Source organism: Aeromicrobium sp. 50.2.37 (assembly GCF_024655735.1).
In the GTDB taxonomy this organism is placed as follows: Bacteria; Actinomycetota; Actinomycetes; order Propionibacteriales; family Nocardioidaceae; genus Aeromicrobium.
The window spans coordinates 19,188-38,179 of sequence record NZ_JANLGG010000029.1; the positions used below are offsets into that span (position 1 = coordinate 19,188).

Here is an 18,992-nt window from a genome sequence, read left to right on the forward strand (position 1 = left end):
CCAGAGTTTCGCACAGGACCTGTCGGTGTCGGCGGGTATCCTCCGGAGCATGCAGGCCTACCTCGACCTCGTCCGCCGGATCCTCGACGAGGGCGTCGAGAAGGGCGACCGCACCGGCACCGGCACACGCAGCGTGTTCGGGCACCAGCTGCGCTTCGACCTCACCGCCGGGTTCCCGCTCGTCACCACCAAGAAGGTGCACCTCAAGTCGGTCGTCGGCGAGCTGCTCTGGTTCGTCTCGGGCGACACCAACACCCGGTGGCTCCGCGAGAACGGCATCACCATCTGGGACGAGTGGGCCGACGAGAACGGCGACCTCGGACCGGTCTACGGCCACCAGTGGCGCTCCTGGCCGACGCCGGACGGTCAGACGATCGACCAGCTGGTCGGTGTCATCGAGTCGCTCAAGGCCGACCCGGACTCCCGACGCCACATCGTCAGTGCCTGGAACGTGGCCGACCTGCCCGCCATGGCACTCGCGCCGTGCCACGCCTTCTTCCAGTTCTACGTCGCGCCGGCCGACGACGGGGGCCCGGGCCGCCTGTCGTGCCAGCTGTACCAGCGGTCGGCCGACGTCTTCCTCGGCGTGCCGTTCAACATCGCTTCCTACGCGCTGCTCACGCACATGGTCGCGCAGGTCGCCGGGCTGCGGGTGGGCGACTTCGTGCACACCTTCGGCGACGCGCACCTGTACCTCAACCACCTCGACCAGGCCCGCCTGCAGCTCGAGCGGGAGCCGCGCCCGCTGCCCGAGCTCTGGCTCGATCCGTCGGTCACGAGCATCGACGGGTTCACCCTGGACTCCGTCAAGGTCACCGGGTACGACCCCCACCCGGGCATCAAGGCGCCGATCGCCGTCTGAGTGCACGCATGACTACTGCCACCACCACGCTCGTCGTCGCGATGGGCGCCAACCGGGTGATCGGGGTCGACGGAAGCCTGCCCTGGCGGCTTCCCGAGGACCTGGCCCACTTCAAGCAGCTCACGCTCGGTCACCCGATGGTCATGGGGCGGGCCACGTACGAGTCCATCGGCCGGCCGCTGCCGGGGCGCACCACCATCGTCGTCACCCGCGACCCGCGCTGGAGCGCCGAGGGGGTCGAGGTGGCGCACTCCCTCGACGAGGCCCTCGACCGCGCACGTTCGCTCGACGACGAGGTGTTCCTGGTCGGTGGAGCCCAGGTCTACGCCGCGGCGCTCGAGCGCGACCTGGTCGACGTCCTGGTCGTCACCCGGGTGGCCGCTTCACCCGACGGTGACACGTACTTCCCGCGCATCGACTGGGAGCGGTGGCAGGAGGCGGGCCGGGTCCCGCACGTCGGACCGGAGCCCGATCGGGTGCCGTTCGACATCGTCACCTACGTGCGTACCTGACCGTCGGTCCTCGCCGGCACGGTGACGGGCCCTCCGCCCCTTGTCGCCGGGCCGCTGTGCGCCGACACTGGCAGGACGTGACGAAGGAGACGACCATGGCCCACGGCGACATCACGCACGTCGACATCCCGGTCAGCGACATGGCCCGCGCGACGGGCTTCTACTCGACGCTCTTCGGCTGGCGGATCCAGGAGTACCCGGGCTACGAGGGCTATCCCATGTGGCAGGCGCCGAACCAGGTCAGCGGCGGTGGGCTCGCGCCACGCGACGAGTCGTTCACTCAGCCGCGCTCGACCGTCGAGGTCGACTCGATCGACGACACCCTCGCGCTCGTCACCGCCAACGGTGGACGCGTCGTCATGGAGAAGTCCCCGATCTCCGAGACCAGCTGGTGGGCGGTGCTGGAGGACCCCGACGGCAACCACATCGGTCTGTACGAGGGCGTGACGGACACCGGCGGATGACGTCAAGCATGTTGCAGAAGGTAACTTGCATGGGTTAACTTGGCGGGGTGATCTACGACCCGATGCAGCCGGCCTATCGGCTGCACTCCCTCGTCTCGGCGCTCGACGCCGCGGCCGACCGCATGCTCGGCGAGTCGTTCGACATCAGCTACGGCCGCTTCCTGACCCTGGTCACGATCCAGGTGCTCGGCGCACCCACGCAGGTCGAGCTCGCAGGGGCCCGCGACGTGTCCGCCCCAGCGGCCAGCCGGATGGTGCAGTCGCTGGTCGAGGCTGGTCTCGTCACGGCGACCCGGACGGACGGGGCAGGCAACCGTCGCGTCGTGCAGCTCACCGACGCGGGGACCACGCTCGTGGCCGACGGGGGACGGCTGCTCGAGTCCTCGTTCGAGCAGCTCCTGGCTGCGACCGCCGTCACGGCCGACCAGGTGCGCGCGGTCACCGACCCTCTGCTCGCCCTCCTGAAGCCGGAGCTGTCATGACACCCCTGATCGCCATCCATGCCTTCGCTGCCGTCGTCGCGCTCCTGGTCGGTGCGTGGCAGCTCTTCTGGGGCCCGCGCGGCACCCAGGGCCATCGGGTGGCCGGACGGGTGTGGGTCGTCGCCTTGATGTTCGTGGCTGCCTCGTCGTTCTGGATCCAGGAGATCCGGCCCGGGCACTTCAGTGCTCTGCACGCGCTCTCGGTGGTCACGCTGGTCACGGTGCCGCTCGGCATCCTGGGCGCGCGGCAAGGTCGCATCCGCGACCACCGCTCGGCCATGACGGGCAACTGGATCGGGCTGGTGGGTGCGGGCATCGCCGCGGCGGCGGTGCCGGACCGCGCGATCCCGCAGCTCGTGGTGCACGACGCCCTCACCGCAGGGGTGGCGGCCCTGGCCGTCGTGGCGACCGCTGCCGCGGTCATCGGCGTCGGGCGTGTCGTCGACGCCGCCGTGGTGCCCCAGCCCTGACGGCCACGCCGCGCGAGTGGGCGCAGAGGATCAGGACAGGACGGCGAGCTGGCGGCTCTGCGCCACGAGGCGGCCCTGGTCGTCCCAGAGCTCGACGTCCTCGTCGTGGTAGCCGTGCACCACGTGACGGGTCGTCACGTGCATCAGGGCCCACGCCGTCTCGGGCCGACGGCGCAGGTGCACGGTCAGCTGGACGGTGGCGGAGGCCAGGAGTCCCAGCTCGGCCGTGACGGGCGGGTAGCCGTCGACGATGGCGGCGGCCGCGACGGCGTCGATCGGTCGACCGTCCTTCGGTCGGACCCACACGCTGGCCTCGGGATCGCCGCTCGGCTCTCCTCGCAGCCAGCCGGGGACCTCGGGCAGGCGGACCTCGTACCGGTCGACGATCGGGACCGCGCCGGTCGGCACGTACCCGGAGACGTCGACGCCGTCGTCGGGCCCGCCGACCGGGGGTGCGCCGTGCGGCGTGTGCTCGGCGGGGCCGGCGGCGTCCCAGTCGTGCAGGGCGATCACCGCGTGGGCGACGGTGGCGCCGTCCTGCAGGAGCGCGGCCTGGTGGACCGACACGCGTCGACCGACGCGCAGCGTAGTCACCTCCACCGCGGCCTCACCCGGCGTCGGCGGCTTGAAGTAGCTCACCGAGACGGTGAGCAGGTCCGGGTGCGCAGGGGCGGTGGTGGCGGCCTCGTCGAGCGTGGCGCGGGCGAGCACGGCGAGCACGTAGCCGCCGTTGGCCGTCCCGTTGGGGGTGTTCCAGTCCGCGGTGAGGGTGAGGTGGCGCAGACCGTCCTCGCCCAAGGTCGAGGCGATGGCACGGTCGAGCTCGTACGTCGTCATGGGGTGACGGTAGCGGCGGGGCCATCGCCGACGGCGGCGGCCGTGACGAGCGGACGTCTCGTCCCGCACCGGTGAGCGGGCCTGGCAGGCCGCCCCGACGTCGAGCGGTAACCTCGGTCCATGACCTCCCCGCTCGCCAGCGACGCCGCGCCGTTCGGGCGCGTCCTGACCGCCATGGTCACGCCGTTCACGCCCGACGGCGACCTCGACCTCGCTGCGGCGCAGAAGGTGGCGAAGCACCTGGTCGACCACGGCAACGACGGTCTCGTCGTCAGCGGCACCACGGGCGAGTCGCCCACCACCACGGTCGAGGAGGACGGACAGCTGCTGGCCGCCGTCGTCGAGGCCGTCGGCGACCGGGCGACGGTGGTCGCCGGTGTCGGCACCAACGACACCCGCCACTCCGTGCAGCTGGCCCAGCAGGCCCGCAAGGCCGGCGCCCACGGCCTGCTGGTCGTCACGCCCTACTACTCCAAGCCGCCGCAGTCCGGCATCATCGCGCACGTCAACACCGTGGCCGAGGCCGGCGAGGACGTCCCGGTGATGCTCTACGACATCCCCGGGCGCAGCGGGGTCATGCTGGCGACCGAGACCTACGTCGAGCTCCGCAAGAACCCGCTCGTGCTGTCGGTCAAGGACGCCGTTGGAGACTTCAACCGCGGTGCGTGGCTCATGCGCGAGACCGGCATCACGATCTACTCGGGCGACGACGCGCTGAACCTCGGCTGGCTCGCCTACGGAGCCAGCGGGATCGTCAGCGTCGTCTCCCACGCCGCGCCGCGCCGCCTCGCCGACCTGGTCGCCGCGGTCGACGCCGGCGACCTCGACGAGGCCCGCGCGATCCAGCGGCAGCTCCTGCCCATCGACCGGGCGATGATGACCGTCACCCAGGGCGTCATCACGGCCAAGGCCGTGCTGCAGATCCTGGGCGTGCTCGACCACCGCACGACCCGCGCCCCCCTGCCCGAGGCCACCGAGGACGAGGTCGCCATGCTGCGCGACGCGCTCGCCGCCTCCCACCTGATCGACCAGACCTGATCGACTGAACGGACGAACTCCTTGAGTCACATGCACACGGAGCTGGGCCCGCCCCCGGCACTGGGCTCGAACACCCTGCGCGTCACCCCACTCGGCGGTCTCGGCGAGATCGGTCGCAACATGACCGTCTTCGAGTTCGGCGGCAAGCTGCTGATCGTCGACTGCGGCGTGCTGTTCCCCGAGGAGCACCACCCGGGCGTCGACCTGATCCTGCCCGACTTCGGCCCCATCCGGGACCGGCTCGACGACGTGGTCGCCGTGGTGCTGACCCATGGCCACGAGGACCACATCGGCGGTGTGCCGTACCTGCTGCGCGAGCGCGGGAACATCCCCGTGGTCGGCTCGAGGCTGACGTTGGCCCTCGTCGAGCCGAAGCTGCGCGAGCACCGGCTGCGCGACGTTCCGCAGCACGTGGTGGCCGAGAACGAGACGCTGCACCTGGGGCCGTTCGAGCTCGAGTTCGTGGCCGTCAACCACTCGATCCCCGACGCCCTCGCCGTCGCGGTCAAGACGCCCGCGGGCGTGGCGCTGCACACGGGCGACTTCAAGATGGACCAGCTGCCGCTCGACGGCCGCATCACCGACCTGCGCGCCTTCGCGCGGCTCGGCGAGGCCGGTGTCGACCTCTTCCTCACCGATTCCACCAACGCCGACGTGCCCGGGTTCACCGTCGCGGAGCGCAACATCACGCCGGCGATCGACGCCGTGTTCGCGTCCAGCACGCAGCGCGTCATCGTCGCCTCGTTCGCCTCGCACGTGCACCGGGTGCAGCAGGTCCTCGACGCCGCCGCCAAGCACGGCCGCAAGGTGGCCTACGTCGGCCGGTCGATGGTGCGCAACATGCAGATCGCCCGCGACCTGGGCTACCTGCACGTGCCCGACGGGGTCGTCGTCGACCGGATCGACGCCGCGCCACCGGAGAAGATGGTCCTGATGTCCACCGGCTCCCAGGGTGAGCCCATGGCCGCCCTGTCGCGCATCGCCAACCGCAGCCATCCTCAGGTCAGCCTCGAGCCGGGTGACACGGTGCTGCTGGCGTCCTCGCTCATCCCGGGCAACGAGAACGCCGTCTACCGCGTGATCGACGGGCTCACCAAGCTCGGGGCGCGCGTGGTCCACAAGGGCAACGCCCTGGTGCACGTGTCCGGGCACGCGTCGGCCGGCGAGCTCCTCTACTGCTACAACATCGTCAAGCCCACCAACGTGCTGCCGGTGCACGGGGAGATCCGCCACCTGCACGCCAACGCCGCGCTGGCCACGCAGACGGGCGTGCCGAACGTGCTGCTGGCCGAGGACGGATACGTCGTGGACCTGGTCGACGGGCACGCGTCCATCGTCGGTGCCGTCGAGTGCGGCTACGTCTACGTCGACGGCTCCTCGGTCGGCGAGATCACCGACAGCGAGCTCAAGGACCGTCGGATCCTGCGCGACGAGGGCTTCATCTCCGTCGTCGTGGTGGTCGACTCCACGAACGGCAAGATCGTCACCGGCCCGGAGGTGCACGCGCGTGGCCTCGCGGAGGACGACTCCGTCTTCGACGAGATCACGCCCAAGATCGTCGACGCCGTGGAGCAGGCGTTGCGCGAGGGCACCCACGACACACAGCAGCTGCAGCAGGTCGTGCGCCGTGTCCTCGGCTCGTTCGCCGGCCGCAAGCTGCGGCGTCGGCCCATGATCATCCCCATCGTGCTCGAGGCCTGAGCCGTCCGACCCGGTCCGATCGAGGACCTTCGGACTGTTACGCAGGTGAAACCTGTGGGCGGTGGTGCCGAAACACGCGCTGCCTAACGTCGTGGTCAAGAGTTCGGCGCGGGGCCGAACCGTGGTGGGACACCGGTTGCGGCCGGCAGCGTCGTTACGCACGACGGTGCCGGCCGTACGCCGATCTCCCCGCACGAGGGGGTTGGTCAGTGACGTCACGCAGGTCCGACGAGGTGTTGCTCGCCTGCTCCTCGGGGCATGCCGATCCGGCCGAACGGGTGGCCCTGCAGGGCCTGGTCAACGCCGTGCGACGCGACGCTCCGTCGGTCGACGTGCGCGACACCCCGGTCGACCTGATGACGCTCGACGACGACTGGCCGCCCGTGCGGGTGGCCGTTCCCTTGACCCTGACCGGAGGGACCGCCGTGGCGGCCGCGCTGTCGGCCGCCGCTCGTCACGACCCGTCCCTCGTGGTCGCCCACCCGATCGGCCCGGACTGGACGCTGGCCGAGCTCTGCGTGCAGCGCCTGATCGAGGCCGGGGCCCGCAAGGACGACACGATCGTCCTGGGTGTCTCCGGAGCCCATGACGACGCGGCGATCACGGGCTACTCCCGGATGGCGCGACTGGTCAGTGCCGTGTGGGGCGGGCCGGTGCACATCGGCTCCATCGGCGGGAAGGACACGCCGCTCACCGACGCCGTCGACATCGCGCGGGCCTACGGCCAGAGGGTGGTGGTCTCGTCGTACGTGCTGACCCCGGGCCGCGACGCCGACATGCTGCGCCACTGCGGTGCCGACCTGGTGACGGCACCCGTGCTCGACGGCGGCCTGCCCGACCGACGGGTCGTCGACCTCGTGCTCGCCCGGTTCCACCAGGCCCTCGGGCTGGGTGTCGCGGCGCTCTGAGGTCGGTCCTTCGGCGGCTGCGCACTCTGACACGCCGGGAATCCCCGCCGGGTCGACGGCGTGGGTGCACGCCGACCCTCGACTTCTGGTTTAGGCTCTCGCCATGGCGACCCGAACGTCTTCCCCGCCGCGCAAGCGGCCGTCCGGCAGCCAGGCCCGCAAGAAGCCTGCCTCCCGCAGCACCGCGAAGCGCAAGCCCGCGGCGCGCAAGCCTGCCCCCCGGAGCACCGGACCCGGCCCCGTGGCCGCGGTGCTCGGCGGGCTCGCCCGCGCCTGTGCGGCCGTCTGGCTCGGCATCGCCGGAGCCGTCGGCGCGGTCGCCCGAAGCATCGGACACTCCGCAGCCGAGCTGGAGCCCGAGCAGCGCCGTGACGGCGTCGGGTTCGGCATCGTCGCGCTCGCCATCGTCGTGGCCGCCGCCGTCTGGTGGCAGGTCCCCGGTCCGGTGGCCGACGCCGTGCGTGCCGCCACCACCGGAACGGTGGGTCTCCTGGCCTGGGCCGTGCCGATCCTGTTCGCCGTCATCGCGTGGCGCACTCTGCGCCACCCCGACCGCAACGGCCCCGTGGGCCGTCAGGTCATCGGCTGGTCGGCCATCTGCGGCGGCGTGCTCGGCCTCGTGCACCTCGCCCACGGCGTCCCGCGACCCGAGGACATGACGGAGGTCCGCGACGCCGGGGGAGCGGTCGGCTTCCTGTTCTCCGCGATCCCGATGGACCTGCTGCGCACGGAGTACGTCGTGGCCCCGATCCTCGTGCTCGTCGTCCTGTTCGGCCTGCTCGTCGTCACCGCCACCCCCCTGCACGCCGTGCCGACGCGACTGCAGGAGGCCCGCGACCGCGCCCTCGGACGTCACGTCGAGGACGCCGAGGTGGAGCCGGAGGCGAGCCCGCGCAAGCGTCACCCGCGCACCGTGGCCGACGAGCCGTACGAGAACCCGCTCGTCGACGGCCCCGACGAGGACCGCCAGGTATCGGCCCGACGTCGTCGCAAGGCCGAGAAGGCCGAGGCTGACGCCGCTGCGGCCGCCGCGAACGCGGTGGAGGTCGACGCCGCGTCCGAGACCGAGGACACCACCGACGTCGTGCTGCCGCCGATGGAGCCGCTGCCGGCGCGTGCGGAGCAGCTGGCGCTCTCGGGCGACGTCGTCTACTCCCTGCCCGACTCGACGGTCCTGCGCGAGGGCAGCCCGCACAAGGCGCGCTCGGCTGCCTCCGACGAGGTCGTCGAGCGGCTCACCGAGGTCCTCGAGCAGTTCCAGATCGACGCCCAGGTCACCGGCTACACCCGCGGACCGACGGTCACCCGCTACGAGGTCGAGCTCGGACCGGCCGTCAAGGTCGAGAAGGTCACCGCGCTGAGCAAGAACATCTCCTACGCCGTGGCCTCCAACGAGGTCCGCATCCTCAGCCCGATCCCCGGCAAGTCCGCGATCGGCGTCGAGATCCCGAACGTCGACAAGGAGATGGTCTCCCTCGGCGACGTGCTCCGCTCGGCCAAGGCGCGCGGCGACCACCACCCGATGGTCATCGGCCTCGGCAAGGACGTCGAGGGCGGGTTCGTGGTCGCCAACCTCGCCAAGATGCCCCACCTGCTGGTGGCCGGTGCCACCGGCTCGGGCAAGTCGAGCTTCGTGAACTCCATGATCGCGTCGCTGCTGATGCGCTCCACGCCCGACGAGGTGCGGATGATCATGGTCGACCCCAAGCGGGTCGAGCTGACGGCCTACGAGGGCATCCCGCACCTCATCACGCCGATCATCACCAACCCCAAGAAGGCCGCCGAGGCGCTCCAGTGGGTCGTGCGCGAGATGGACCAGCGCTACGACGACCTCGCCAACTTCGGCTTCCGGCACGTCGACGACTTCAACAAGGCGGTGCGCGCCGGCTCCGTGAAGGTGCCCCCGGGCAGCGAGCGCGTGCTCACCCCCTACCCGTACCTCCTGGTGGTCGTCGACGAGCTCGCCGACCTGATGATGGTCGCCCCGCGCGACGTCGAGGACTCGGTCGTGCGCATCACGCAGCTCGCGCGCGCCGCCGGCATCCACCTGGTGCTCGCCACCCAGCGACCCAGCGTCGACGTGGTCACCGGCCTCATCAAGGCCAACGTGCCCAGCCGTCTGGCCTTCGCCACCAGCTCCCTCGCGGACAGCCGCGTGATCCTCGACCAGCCCGGTGCCGAGAAGCTCGTCGGGCAGGGCGACGGACTGTTCCTGCCCATGGGCGCCAACAAGTCGATGCGCATGCAGGGTGCCTGGATCACGGAGGCGGAGATCGCCGAGGTGGTCAAGCACTGCAAGGAGCAGCTGCAGCCGAGCTACCGCGACGACGTCACGGCGCCCGCGCAGGCCAAGCGTGACCTCGACGACGACATCGGCGACGACATGGACCTGGTCATCCAGGCCGTCGAGCTCGTGGTCACGACGCAGTTCGGCTCCACGTCGATGCTGCAGCGCAAGCTGCGCGTCGGGTTCGCCAAGGCCGGTCGACTCATGGACATCATGGAGAGCCGTGGCGTCGTGGGCCCGAGCGAGGGCTCCAAGGCCCGCGACGTGCTGATCAAGCCCGACGACCTCGAGGACGTCCTCGCCTCGATCAGCGCCGGCTGAGCGCGCCCATGGTCGACGAGCGTGCTGACGCGCCAGGATCCGGAGAGATCGGCTCCGACGAGCCGTTCGAGATCCGTCGTCGGATCGCGCTGTTCGCGCTCCTCGGCCTGGCCGCGCTCGCGGTCGCGGCCGGTTTCGCCTGGCTGGCCTGGGAGCGTGACGACATGGTGCTGTGGGCGCCGGCTGCGGTGCTCGCACTCCTCTCGCTCGCGGTGCTGCAAGGCGTCCGCGACGCCCGCACCCCGTTGTTCGTGGCGGACGCCCACGGGGTGAGGATGCGCGACGGCGACGGCTGGGTCGGGCTGCTGTGGAGCGAGATGGCCGACATCCGCGTCGAGCCGCGCGAGGGGCTGCTCGACGCGCGGGTCAAGGTCGTGAGCCCCGACGGCCAGAAGATCTACACCGCGCCGCTGGGCCTCGGCACGACCGTCTCGGCCGAGGAGGCCGAGGTCCAGGTGGCCAGGCGCCGGAGCCCTGCTCCATACTGAAACGTCCGCCCCGCCACCGAGAGGCATGCATGCAGCCGGCCGACGCCAGCCACGATCCGACGCCCGAGCACGCTCCCAGCAACCTGAACATCGCCAACGCCCTCACCGTCCTGCGGATCGTCGGCGTTCCGCTGTTCGGCTGGTTGTTGCTCATCGACGACGGCCAGGACGTCTCCACGCGCGTGTGGGCCTGGGTGGCCTTCGCGCTGCTGATGATCACCGACCGCATCGACGGCGATCTCGCGCGGAGCCGCAACCTGGTCACGAACTTCGGCAAGCTCGCCGACCCGATCGCCGACAAGGCGCTCACCGGCATGGCGTTCGTCGGCCTGTCGATCATCGGCGTGCTGTGGTGGTGGGTGACCATCGTGCTGCTGGTGCGCGAGTGGGGCATCACGCTCATGCGCTTCGTGGTCAAGAAGTACGGCGTCATGCCCGCCAGTCAGGGCGGACGCATCAAGACCACGCTCCAGGCTCTCGCCATCGGTGGCTACGTGCTTCCGTTCGAGCTGTGGGACAACACCACGAGCGACGTCCTGCGCTGGGTCACGCACGTGATCATGGCTGCCGCGCTCGCCATCACGATCGTCACCGCGGTCCAGTACGTGCGCGACGCCGTCGTGCTGCGGCGGGACGCGAAGGCGTCGGCCCCGAGCCCCGAGTCGTGAGCCCTGAGTCGTGAGCCCCGCGCCCGACGCCGTCGAGGTCGTGCGGCTGCTCCGCGAGCGCGGCGAGACGATCGCCACCGCCGAGTCGCTCACGGGCGGGCTCCTGTGCGCGGCTCTCGTGGACGTCCCGGGGGCGTCGGACGTGGTCGTCGGGGGGCTGGTCGCCTACGCCACGCAGGTCAAGACGGACGTCCTGGGTGTCGACCCCGACCTGGTGGCAGCGCGGGGCACGGTCGATCCGGGCGTCGCCGTCGAGATGGCCGCGTCGGTGGCCCGCGTGCTGGGCTCGGACTGGGGAGTCTCGACCACCGGCGTGGCCGGGCCGGGTCCGAGCGAGGGCAAGCCCGCCGGCACGGTCCACGTCGGCATCGACGGACCAGCGTGCCGGGAGGTGTCGGTGCCGCTCGCGCTGCCGGGCGGCCGCGACGACGTCCGCGCGGCGACGGTCGCTGCGGCGCTGTCGCACCTGGTCGCTAGGCTGGATCCAGAGCGTCGGGAATCACACCCGACCCCATCGCGTTGACCCTCGCAGGAATGCGTTGATCGTCGCAGAGCACGGCGGACGGAGGTGGACCATGACGGCCATGAGGCAGCTGGTCGGTGAGGTGCTGCGCGCCCGCCGGATGGCCCAGGGGCTCACCCTTCGCGACGTCTCCGCCAAGGCACGCGTCTCCCTCGGGTACATCTCCGAGGTCGAGCGCGGTCAGAAGGAGCCCAGCTCGGAGCTGCTGGCTGCTCTCGCCGCCGCGCTGGAGGTGCCGCTGAGCAAGGTGCTCCTCGACGTCAGCACACTGCTGGCCATCGAGGAGGCCACGGATCTCGCGAGCGTGTCGTCCATCGCCCCCGGCGAGGTCGAGGTCTCCGCGGCCTGACCCGCCGGCCCCACGCCGTGGGACCGGCGAGCCCGGACGCCCGAGCCGTGCTCAGGCGTGCGTCTCGGCGTTGGCCTCGACGATCGCGCGGAGCCAGTCGGCCAGTCCTGGCGCCAGCTCCTCGAGCTGGGCGCGGAACCGCTCGTCGCCGGTCGTGAATCCGACGACACCGCGGTGGAGCTCGTGGTCCGCGTCGTAGAAGCGGTTCAGCTCAGCCCGGTGCTCCTCCGCGAGCTCGTTCGCGCGGTCCGAACCGGGCTCCACGCCGGCCGTGAACGCCTCGACCAGGCGGGCGTTGAGCGCGTCGCCCTCGGTCTTCACCCGCTCCCAGTCCTCCCTGGTCCACTGCTTCGTCCGCTCCTGGGACTGCGCCCAGGCCTCGGTGTCACCCCAGCGTTCCTCGGCCTCGGCCTGGTACGCGGGGTCCCACGTCTCGCCGAAGATCTCGAGCTGCTCCTCGGGGGTCAGTCTGATGCCGGACATGTGTGCCTCCATCTCTCGTTCGATGGCCGTCACCAGCTCCTGGACCCGCACCAGTCGCTCGGTGAGCAGCCGGTGCTGGGTCCGCAGGTGGTCGACCGTGTCGGTGTCGCCGTCCAGGAGGGCGGCGACGTCGTCGAGCCCGAACCCGAGGTCGCGGTAGTACAGGATGCGGGTCAGTCGGTCGGCGTCCGCCGCGTCGTACAGGCGGTAGCCCGCGGCGTTGCGGGCGCTCGGCACCAGCAGTCCGACGTCGCCGTAGTGGTGCAGCGTCCGCACCGTGACGCCGGCCAGGCGCGCGAGCGTGCCGACCGTGTAGCTGGCTTCCTGCATCTGCCTCGTCCTCCTCTCGTCCGGGCTCGTCCACGACTCTGGGGCCTCACGTCGCGTGAGGGTCAAGCCTGCCAGGCGATCGGCGTCACGGTCCTGGCATGCTGGCCGACGGCAGCGAAGGTCCGGGCGCGGCCCGGCTGCGGTGTCACGGACGTACGACCAGCGACGACGAGGCGGGGGTACCGGTGAATCCCAGTGACTGGGGCCTTCGACCGCTCGTCCTCGACGACGTCGACGCCGTCCACGCCGTCTACGCCGACCCCGGCACCTGGCGGCACCTGCCCTCGGGCGTCTTCACGGACCGCGCGCAGAGCCTGACGCTGGCAGAGCGTGCCGAGCGCGACTGGCGCGACGTCGGTCTGGGGGAGTGGGCGGTCCTGGTGGCCGGTGAGGTCGTCGGTACGGGAGGCGCCATGCCCCGCGACGGCTGGTGGAACCTCGGCTTCCGCCTCTCGCCCCGGGTGTGGGGCCACGGCCTCGGCACGTGGGTGGCCAGCGTGGGTGTGGGCGCCGCGCACCGCACGCGCGAGGACTGGCCCGTCGTGGCGCGGTCGCTGTCCTCGAACCCCGCCTCCGGCCGGGTCAGCGAGCTCGCCGGGCTCGAGCTGGTGCACCGGGCCCCGTTCCCCGACGGCCTCGACCGCATCGTGCACGCGGACCGGCCGCTCGAGCCCGACCTGCTCGACGCGATCGTCGCGCTCGGCTGAGACCGACCGACGGACCGAGCAGTCCCGAGGCCCGTCCGAGCCCGTCGCCGACCGCTGTACGCCCCGTGGCATGCTGGCCGCGATGAGGCACAGCGAGTTCTGGGAGCGGATGCGGATCCACCTCGGCGCGGCGTATGCCCGCTCGTGGGCGGAGTCGCAGGTCATGTCCGACCTGGGTGGCCGCACGGCCAGCGAGGCGCTGGATGCCGGGGTCGACCCCAAGACCGTCTGGCGTGCGGTGCACGCCCGGCTGGAGCTTCCCGCCAGCGAGCGCTGAGCTCACGGGGTCCGCACAGGGTGCTCACCGGCCTCGGCAAGGGCGGCGGCGAACAGTGGGGCTCGACGGGCCGAGCGGCCCGACGAAGGAGTCCTCATGAGCCTCACTCGCGATGCGGTCGAGAAGCCCGCGACGTCCCAGGTGCCCGTCCCGCTCGACGGCCGGATCGACCTCGCCGGCGAGCTGCCACGGCCCCGGCCCGATGACGACCTCGCGCCGAAGCAGGCGAGGTTCGCGGTTCCGCGCGTCGATCGTCGTCACCGTGCCGTCCTCGCAGTGGTCGGAGTGGCGGCGGCCGCGGCGCTGTTCGGCGGTGGGTACGCGGTGGGTCACGCCGCGGGCGACGCTCGCGCCGCAGCGTCGACGCCCGGTGCGGGCCAGGCCGATCCAGGGGGTTCGACGGGTCAGGACGGGCTGCCGACACCTCCCGACGGTGCCATGGCACCTCCGGGACTGCAGGACTCGCAGGATCAGCAGGGACTCGGCGCCGACGGATCTGGGACGGGTGGTCCGGGACTGGACGGCCAGGACTCCGGGTCCGTGGACCGCGCTGCGGACGAGGGCGCCAGCACGGTCTGAGCGGGCGGGTCTGCGGTCGGTGGGGGTGTCGGACTCGCCGTCGAGCACCCGACGGTCGCGACACGGCGTGTCGCGACCGATCGAACAGGTGTTCGTACTAGCGTTGTCCACACGGTTGACGCGAAGGTGTGTCGCTGTCCACAGGCGGGGTCGACGAGGCCTCAGATGTCTGAGGCGGCCCCTAGCGTCGCAGATGACCGGCCCCCACCGAGCAGAACGGACCAGCCCATGGCTTCCAAGGCACCACTGACCCCCGTCACCGCCGTCACGAGCGACCAGCGCGAGAAGGCGATCGACAACGCGATCGCCCAGATCGACCGCAACTACGGCAAGGGCGCCGTCATGCGCCTCGGTGAGCGGGGCCGGGTCCCGATCAACATCATCCCGACGGGCGCCACGGCGCTCGACATCGCGCTCGGCATCGGCGGCCTCCCGCGGGGGCGCATCGTCGAGATCTACGGTCCGGAGTCCTCGGGCAAGACCACGGTCGCGCTGCACGCGGTGGCCAACGCCCAGAAGGCCGGTGGGGTGGCGGCCTTCATCGACGCCGAGCACGCCCTCGACCCCGACTACGCCCGCAAGCTGGGCGTCGACACCGACGCCCTGCTCATCTCCCAGCCCGACTCCGGCGAGCAGGCCCTCGAGATCGCCGACATGCTGATCCGCTCGGGCGCCATCGACATCATCGTGATCGACTCCGTGGCGGCCCTGGTGCCCCGCGCCGAGATCGACGGCGAGATGGGCGACAGCCATGTCGGTCTGCAGGCCCGCCTCATGAGCCAGGCCCTGCGCAAGATGACCGGCGCCATCCACGGCTCGGGCACCACGGCGATCTTCATCAACCAGCTGCGCGAGAAGATCGGCGTCATGTTCGGCTCGCCCGAGACCACCACGGGCGGCAAGGCGCTCAAGTTCTACGCCTCCGTCCGGCTCGACGTGCGCCGCATCGAGACGCTCAAGGACGGTACCGACATGGTCGGCAACCGCACGCGCGTCAAGGTCGTCAAGAACAAGCTCGCCCCGCCGTTCAAGCAGGCCGAGTTCGACATCATGTACGGCCAGGGCATCAGCCGCGAGGGCAGCCTGATCGACGTCGGTGTCGAGACGGGCATGGTCCGCAAGGCCGGCGCCTGGTACACGTACGAGGGCGACCAGCTGGGCCAGGGCAAGGAGAACGCCCGCCAGTTCCTGAAGGACAACCCCGACCTCGCCGAGGAGCTCGAGAAGCGGGTCAAGGAGCACCTCGGGGTCGGCGCCACGATCGACGACGAGGTCGTCGACGACGACATCGACCTGCCCGCGACGGAGTTCTGAGCGTGCCCGGGGGACAGCCGCGAGGGCAGGAGCCACCCGTGGTCTCCGACGAGCCGGTGCGCGACACCGTTCAGGACCCCGATGCCGACGTCGAGTCGGTGGCGCGGACCATCCTGCTCAACAAGCTCACGGACTCGCCGCGCAGTCGCGCCGAGCTCGCCGAGGCGTTGGCCCGCAAGCACGTGCCCGACGACGTCGCGACGCAGCTGCTCGACCGGTTCGAGGAGGTTGGCCTGATCGACGACGCCGCGTTCGCGCGGGCCTGGGTCGAGTCGCGCTCACGCAGCAAGGGCCTGGCCACCAAGGTGCTGGCGCTCGAGCTGCGGCGCAAGGGCATCGCCGACGAGATCGCGCGGGAGGTCCTGGCCGACGTCGATCCCGACTCCGAGCGTGAGGCGGCGCACCGGCTGGTCCAGAAGAAGCTGCGCTCCATGCGTGGCCTCGACGACACCACCCGGGTCCGTCGCCTCACCGGCATGCTGGCGCGTAAGGGCTACTCGCCCCAGGTCGCCTTCGACGTGGTCCGCGAGGAGCTCGAGGCCGACGTGGAGCCGCTCGTCTCCACCTGACCTGGTGGCAGCGGCGGGTGTGGTGTGGGGGAGTGCGGCTCAGCCGCGCTCCTCCACGTCGCGGCGGATCCGCTCGACGATGTCCTTCTCGCTGTCGTAGTACGACATGCCCCAGTCGGCGACGCGAGCCGCGTAGCGGAGCTCGTCGACGTCGCCGAGCATCTCGCGCACGGCCTCCAGCTCCTTGCGCTGCACGGCGAGCCGCTCGAGGTAGTCGTCGAGCATCTCCTGCACGTGCTCGGTCGAGGTGAGCCGACCCATCAGCAGACGCAGGGCCACCGGGTGCTTGAGCACCGGGAACGGGTCGTCCACCGGTGCGGAGAGCCACCGTTCCACCTGGGTGCGTCCCTCGTCGCTGATCTTGAAGCGGCGCGTGGTGCGTCGTCCCTCGGTGTGCTCCACGGCGTGCACCAGCTCGCTCTGGAGGAGCTTGTCGAGCTCGGTGTAGATCTGGCTCATCGCCGGCGACGTCCAGTAGAAGCGCAACGTGCGGTCGGCCCGCTGCTTGAGCTCGTAGCCCGTGAGTCCGTTGGTCTCGGACTCCCCGTCGAAGGCCAGCAGCCCGAGGATGGCGTACGAGGTCATCGACAGGTTCACGCCGTTCACCCTACTGAGCCGTTCGCCACATCGCCCGCGCCGACGCAGACAGCGTCGCTGTCAGGGTCCTAGACTCACGCGCATGCCCAGCACCCTGGATGTGTACCAGAAGATGTCGGCCCTCCCGCAGGGCAAGCGACTGTTCTCCCTCTTCTACGGCCAGAAGGCGCCCTACTTCGCGTCGATCCACATGGCCGTGCGCGAGATGCGGCCGCACTTCGCCGAGATCACGATTCCGAAGCGGCGCAGCGTGCAGAACCACATCGGCACCGTGCACGCCATTGCGGCCTGCAACGGTCTCGAGGCAGCGATGGGTCTCCTGGCCGAGGCCACCTGCCCGAGCGACTCCCGCTGGCTGCCCAAGGGCATGGACGTGAAGTACCTGGCGAAGTCGGCAGGCGACCTGCACTGCACCGCCGAGTCGAGTGCCGAGGACTGGGCCAACGGTCCCGACGTCCCGATCCGGGTGAAGGCCGCGTTGAAGGACGGCACCGTCACGGTGGAGGGCACCATCCACCTCTGGGTCACCCCCAAGAAGCGCTGATCCGCCGCAACCTCAGGGGCGCACACCCTGCGACTCGCCGCCGGTCGGTTGCGACTGGACGATCCCGCCGACGAGATCGAGCTTGTTCTCCCCGACGTAGCGCTTCTGCAGCACCTGTGCGACGTAGGTCAGCAGCAGGTTGAGCACGATGTAGATCGCCGCCAGCACGACCGCGACGGCCAGGTAGTTGTTGAACGTGCGCCACAGCTCGCGACCGGCGAACGTCAGGCCGGGGGCAAGGACGTAGAACCCGAGGCTCGTGTCCTTGAGTGCCACGACGCACTGGCTGACGATCGAGGGGAGCATGATCTTCACGGCCTGCGGCAGCAGCACGATGTTCATGACCTGGGTCTTGCGCAGGCCGATCGAGTAGGCGGCCTCGGACTGGCCCGTGGGCACGGCGTTGATGCCCGCTCGCACGACCTCGGCCAGCACCGACCCGTTGTAGAGGGCCAGGCCGAGCACCAGCGGGGTCAGGGCGCCGATGGGAAAGCCCTGGAGCGCCCAGAAGAAGATGATGAGCATCAGCAGAGGCACGGCGCGGAAGAACTCGACGAAGAGCCAGCACGGCCAGCGCACGAACCAGTGGTCGGAGAGCTTCCCGACGCCGAACACCACGCCGATGACGACGGCCGGCACGATCGCCATGACGGCGATGAGTGCGGTCCAGCCCAGACCCTTGAGCAGCAGGACCATCAGGTCCGGGGTGACGAAGGGCTCCCACTGTCGGGCGGTGAACTGGTCCTCGGTGTAGAGCTTCCAGATCACGAGCGCGGCGAGGCCGAGCAGGCCCAGCACCGTGAGCACACCGATGATCCGGTTGCGACGCACGGCCCTGGGGCCGGGGACGTCGAAGAGCACGGAGGTCATCGAGCGGTCACCGCCCATCGGCGCTCGAGGAGGGTCGCGCCGAGGGAGATGACCTCGACGATGACGATGTAGCCGAGTGCCACGCCACCGAACAGCCACCAGCGGTCGCCGGGGAAGTCACGCAGGCCTCCACTGAGTCGGAAGGTCGCCTCGGCGATGCCGAAGCCGGAGGCGAGGGACGTGTTCTTCGTGAGCGCGATGAAAACGCTGGCCATCGGCGGGACCGTGATGCGGAAAGCCTGGGGCAGCACCACCTGGCTCATCGTGAGGGTGAACGGCATCCCGATGGACCGGGCGGCCTCGGCCTGGCCGATCCCGACGCCGTTGACGCCCGAGCGGATGGCCTCGGCCACGAACGCCGACGTGTAGACCCCCATGGCCATCGTCACCATGACGAAGAAGCCGAAGTCGATGCCGATGGGCGGCAGGCCGTAGTAGGTGAGGAAGATCAGGACGAGCAGCGGGGTGTTGCGGAACACCGTCACGTAGGTGACGGCGCTGCCGCGCAGCACACCGACCGGGCTCATCCGGGCGACGCCGACCAGCGTGCCGAGGACGAGGGCCAGCAGCCCGGAGGCCGCGAGCAGCTTCAGGGTCTGCCAGAAGCCGTCGAGGATGAGATCGATGTTGTCGGTCAGGGCGTCCACGGCTCACCTCCTCACACAGTGGTCGAAGTGGGGGGGGGGGGGGGGGGGGGGGGGGGGGGGGGGGGGCGCGGGGGGGGGGGGGGGGGGCGGCGGCCTGGGTCTCGGCTCCGGTCGCGTCGTCGACGGCGGGGAGCGCCTGGCAGTGGTCGCCGTGGGGGTGGGTAG

The 18,992-nt window shown here is 71.0% G+C and carries 24 protein-coding genes; 19 read left to right on the plus strand and 5 right to left on the minus strand.

Annotation, left to right across the window (positions count from 1 at the left end; all coding sequences use genetic code 11):
* Positions 1 to 49: 49 nt before the first annotated feature.
* From NUV38_RS14380 to NUV38_RS14400, 5 genes are all read left to right on the plus strand, one after another.
* Entirely contained in the window at positions 50 to 862 is an 813-nt protein-coding gene (locus tag NUV38_RS14380) for a thymidylate synthase (protein ID WP_257729781.1), read from the plus strand.
* Between the two features lie 8 nt (positions 863 to 870).
* Positions 871 to 1,374: a dihydrofolate reductase gene (locus NUV38_RS14385; RefSeq protein WP_257729782.1), complete on the plus strand. Its 504-nt coding sequence runs from the start codon at positions 871 to 873 to the stop codon at positions 1,372 to 1,374.
* A gap of 77 nt (positions 1,375 to 1,451) precedes the next feature.
* Positions 1,452 to 1,838, plus strand: a complete 387-nt coding sequence (locus NUV38_RS14390; protein ID WP_257729783.1) for a VOC family protein — start codon at positions 1,452 to 1,454, stop codon at positions 1,836 to 1,838.
* A 47-nt stretch (positions 1,839 to 1,885) separates the two neighbouring features.
* Entirely contained in the window at positions 1,886 to 2,320 is a 435-nt protein-coding gene (locus NUV38_RS14395) for a MarR family winged helix-turn-helix transcriptional regulator (protein WP_257729784.1), read from the plus strand.
* Positions 2,317 to 2,790 carry a DUF2306 domain-containing protein gene (locus tag NUV38_RS14400; protein ID WP_257729785.1) on the plus strand — a complete coding sequence of 158 codons (474 nt, stop codon included), beginning with the start codon at positions 2,317 to 2,319 and terminating at the stop codon, positions 2,788 to 2,790. The genes NUV38_RS14395 and NUV38_RS14400 overlap by 4 nt, the downstream gene beginning before the upstream one ends.
* Positions 2,791 to 2,820: 30 nt before the next feature.
* Here NUV38_RS14400 and NUV38_RS14405 read toward each other — a convergent pair whose 3' ends face one another.
* Complete coding sequence (locus NUV38_RS14405; protein ID WP_257729786.1) at positions 2,821 to 3,627, minus strand: thioesterase family protein; 807 nt, start codon at positions 3,625 to 3,627, stop codon at positions 2,821 to 2,823.
* Positions 3,628 to 3,747: 120 nt separating this feature from the next.
* On the opposite strand from NUV38_RS14405, the gene dapA reads away from it, so the two are divergent.
* The 8 genes from dapA (at position 3,748) to NUV38_RS14445 (ending at position 11,910) form a co-directional block, all read left to right on the plus strand.
* Positions 3,748 to 4,665: a 4-hydroxy-tetrahydrodipicolinate synthase gene (gene dapA / locus NUV38_RS14410; protein ID WP_257729787.1), complete on the plus strand. Its 918-nt coding sequence runs from the start codon at positions 3,748 to 3,750 to the stop codon at positions 4,663 to 4,665.
* A 21-nt stretch (positions 4,666 to 4,686) separates the two neighbouring features.
* A complete protein-coding gene (locus NUV38_RS14415) occupies positions 4,687 to 6,366 on the plus strand; it encodes a ribonuclease J (RefSeq protein ID WP_374627293.1) in 1,680 nt (559 codons plus the stop codon).
* 209 nt (positions 6,367 to 6,575) lie between these two features.
* A complete protein-coding gene (locus NUV38_RS14420) occupies positions 6,576 to 7,274 on the plus strand; it encodes a sirohydrochlorin chelatase (RefSeq protein ID WP_257729789.1) in 699 nt (232 codons plus the stop codon).
* A 103-nt stretch (positions 7,275 to 7,377) separates the two neighbouring features.
* Positions 7,378 to 9,882, plus strand: a complete 2,505-nt coding sequence (locus tag NUV38_RS14425) for a DNA translocase FtsK (RefSeq protein ID WP_257729790.1) — start codon at positions 7,378 to 7,380, stop codon at positions 9,880 to 9,882.
* A gap of 8 nt (positions 9,883 to 9,890) precedes the next feature.
* Positions 9,891 to 10,370, plus strand: coding sequence for a hypothetical protein (locus NUV38_RS14430; protein WP_257729791.1), 480 nt, complete (start codon positions 9,891 to 9,893; stop codon positions 10,368 to 10,370).
* A 29-nt stretch (positions 10,371 to 10,399) separates the two neighbouring features.
* Positions 10,400 to 11,038: a CDP-diacylglycerol--glycerol-3-phosphate 3-phosphatidyltransferase gene (pgsA, locus tag NUV38_RS14435; protein WP_257729792.1), complete on the plus strand. Its 639-nt coding sequence runs from the start codon at positions 10,400 to 10,402 to the stop codon at positions 11,036 to 11,038.
* A gap of 10 nt (positions 11,039 to 11,048) precedes the next feature.
* Positions 11,049 to 11,561: a CinA family protein gene (locus NUV38_RS14440; RefSeq protein ID WP_257729793.1), complete on the plus strand. Its 513-nt coding sequence runs from the start codon at positions 11,049 to 11,051 to the stop codon at positions 11,559 to 11,561.
* A 52-nt stretch (positions 11,562 to 11,613) separates the two neighbouring features.
* Positions 11,614 to 11,910, plus strand: a complete 297-nt coding sequence (locus NUV38_RS14445; protein WP_055967504.1) for a helix-turn-helix domain-containing protein — start codon at positions 11,614 to 11,616, stop codon at positions 11,908 to 11,910.
* Positions 11,911 to 11,961: 51 nt separating this feature from the next.
* Here NUV38_RS14445 and NUV38_RS14450 read toward each other — a convergent pair whose 3' ends face one another.
* Positions 11,962 to 12,723 carry a MerR family transcriptional regulator gene (locus NUV38_RS14450; protein ID WP_257729794.1) on the minus strand — a complete coding sequence of 254 codons (762 nt, stop codon included), beginning with the start codon at positions 12,721 to 12,723 and terminating at the stop codon, positions 11,962 to 11,964.
* 185 nt (positions 12,724 to 12,908) lie between these two features.
* Between NUV38_RS14450 and NUV38_RS14455 the strand changes: the two genes are divergently transcribed.
* The 5 genes from NUV38_RS14455 (at position 12,909) to NUV38_RS14475 (ending at position 16,169) form a co-directional block, all read left to right on the plus strand.
* On the plus strand, positions 12,909 to 13,430 hold the full coding sequence (locus NUV38_RS14455) for a GNAT family N-acetyltransferase (protein WP_257729795.1): 522 nt from the start codon (positions 12,909 to 12,911) through the stop codon (positions 13,428 to 13,430).
* A gap of 82 nt (positions 13,431 to 13,512) precedes the next feature.
* Positions 13,513 to 13,707: a DUF3046 domain-containing protein gene (locus NUV38_RS14460; RefSeq protein ID WP_257729796.1), complete on the plus strand. Its 195-nt coding sequence runs from the start codon at positions 13,513 to 13,515 to the stop codon at positions 13,705 to 13,707.
* A gap of 96 nt (positions 13,708 to 13,803) precedes the next feature.
* Entirely contained in the window at positions 13,804 to 14,286 is a 483-nt protein-coding gene (locus tag NUV38_RS14465) for a hypothetical protein (RefSeq protein ID WP_257729797.1), read from the plus strand.
* Positions 14,287 to 14,514: 228 nt separating this feature from the next.
* Positions 14,515 to 15,600 carry a recombinase RecA gene (gene recA, locus NUV38_RS14470; RefSeq protein WP_257729798.1) on the plus strand — a complete coding sequence of 362 codons (1,086 nt, stop codon included), beginning with the start codon at positions 14,515 to 14,517 and terminating at the stop codon, positions 15,598 to 15,600.
* A gap of 38 nt (positions 15,601 to 15,638) precedes the next feature.
* Positions 15,639 to 16,169, plus strand: coding sequence for a regulatory protein RecX (locus NUV38_RS14475; protein WP_257729799.1), 531 nt, complete (start codon positions 15,639 to 15,641; stop codon positions 16,167 to 16,169).
* Positions 16,170 to 16,208: 39 nt separating this feature from the next.
* Here NUV38_RS14475 and NUV38_RS14480 read toward each other — a convergent pair whose 3' ends face one another.
* Positions 16,209 to 16,766, minus strand: coding sequence for a PadR family transcriptional regulator (locus NUV38_RS14480; RefSeq protein ID WP_257729800.1), 558 nt, complete (start codon positions 16,764 to 16,766; stop codon positions 16,209 to 16,211).
* A gap of 82 nt (positions 16,767 to 16,848) precedes the next feature.
* Here NUV38_RS14480 and NUV38_RS14485 point away from each other — a divergent pair, with 82 nt between their 5' ends.
* Complete coding sequence (locus NUV38_RS14485; RefSeq protein ID WP_257729801.1) at positions 16,849 to 17,310, plus strand: hotdog fold domain-containing protein; 462 nt, start codon at positions 16,849 to 16,851, stop codon at positions 17,308 to 17,310.
* Positions 17,311 to 17,322: 12 nt separating this feature from the next.
* On the opposite strand, the gene NUV38_RS14490 is transcribed toward NUV38_RS14485, so the two are convergent.
* Entirely contained in the window at positions 17,323 to 18,180 is an 858-nt protein-coding gene (locus NUV38_RS14490; protein ID WP_257729802.1) for an amino acid ABC transporter permease, read from the minus strand.
* Positions 18,177 to 18,827: an amino acid ABC transporter permease gene (locus NUV38_RS14495; protein ID WP_257729803.1), complete on the minus strand. Its 651-nt coding sequence runs from the start codon at positions 18,825 to 18,827 to the stop codon at positions 18,177 to 18,179. The genes NUV38_RS14490 and NUV38_RS14495 overlap by 4 nt, the downstream gene beginning before the upstream one ends.
* Positions 18,828 to 18,992: the final 165 nt, after the last annotated feature.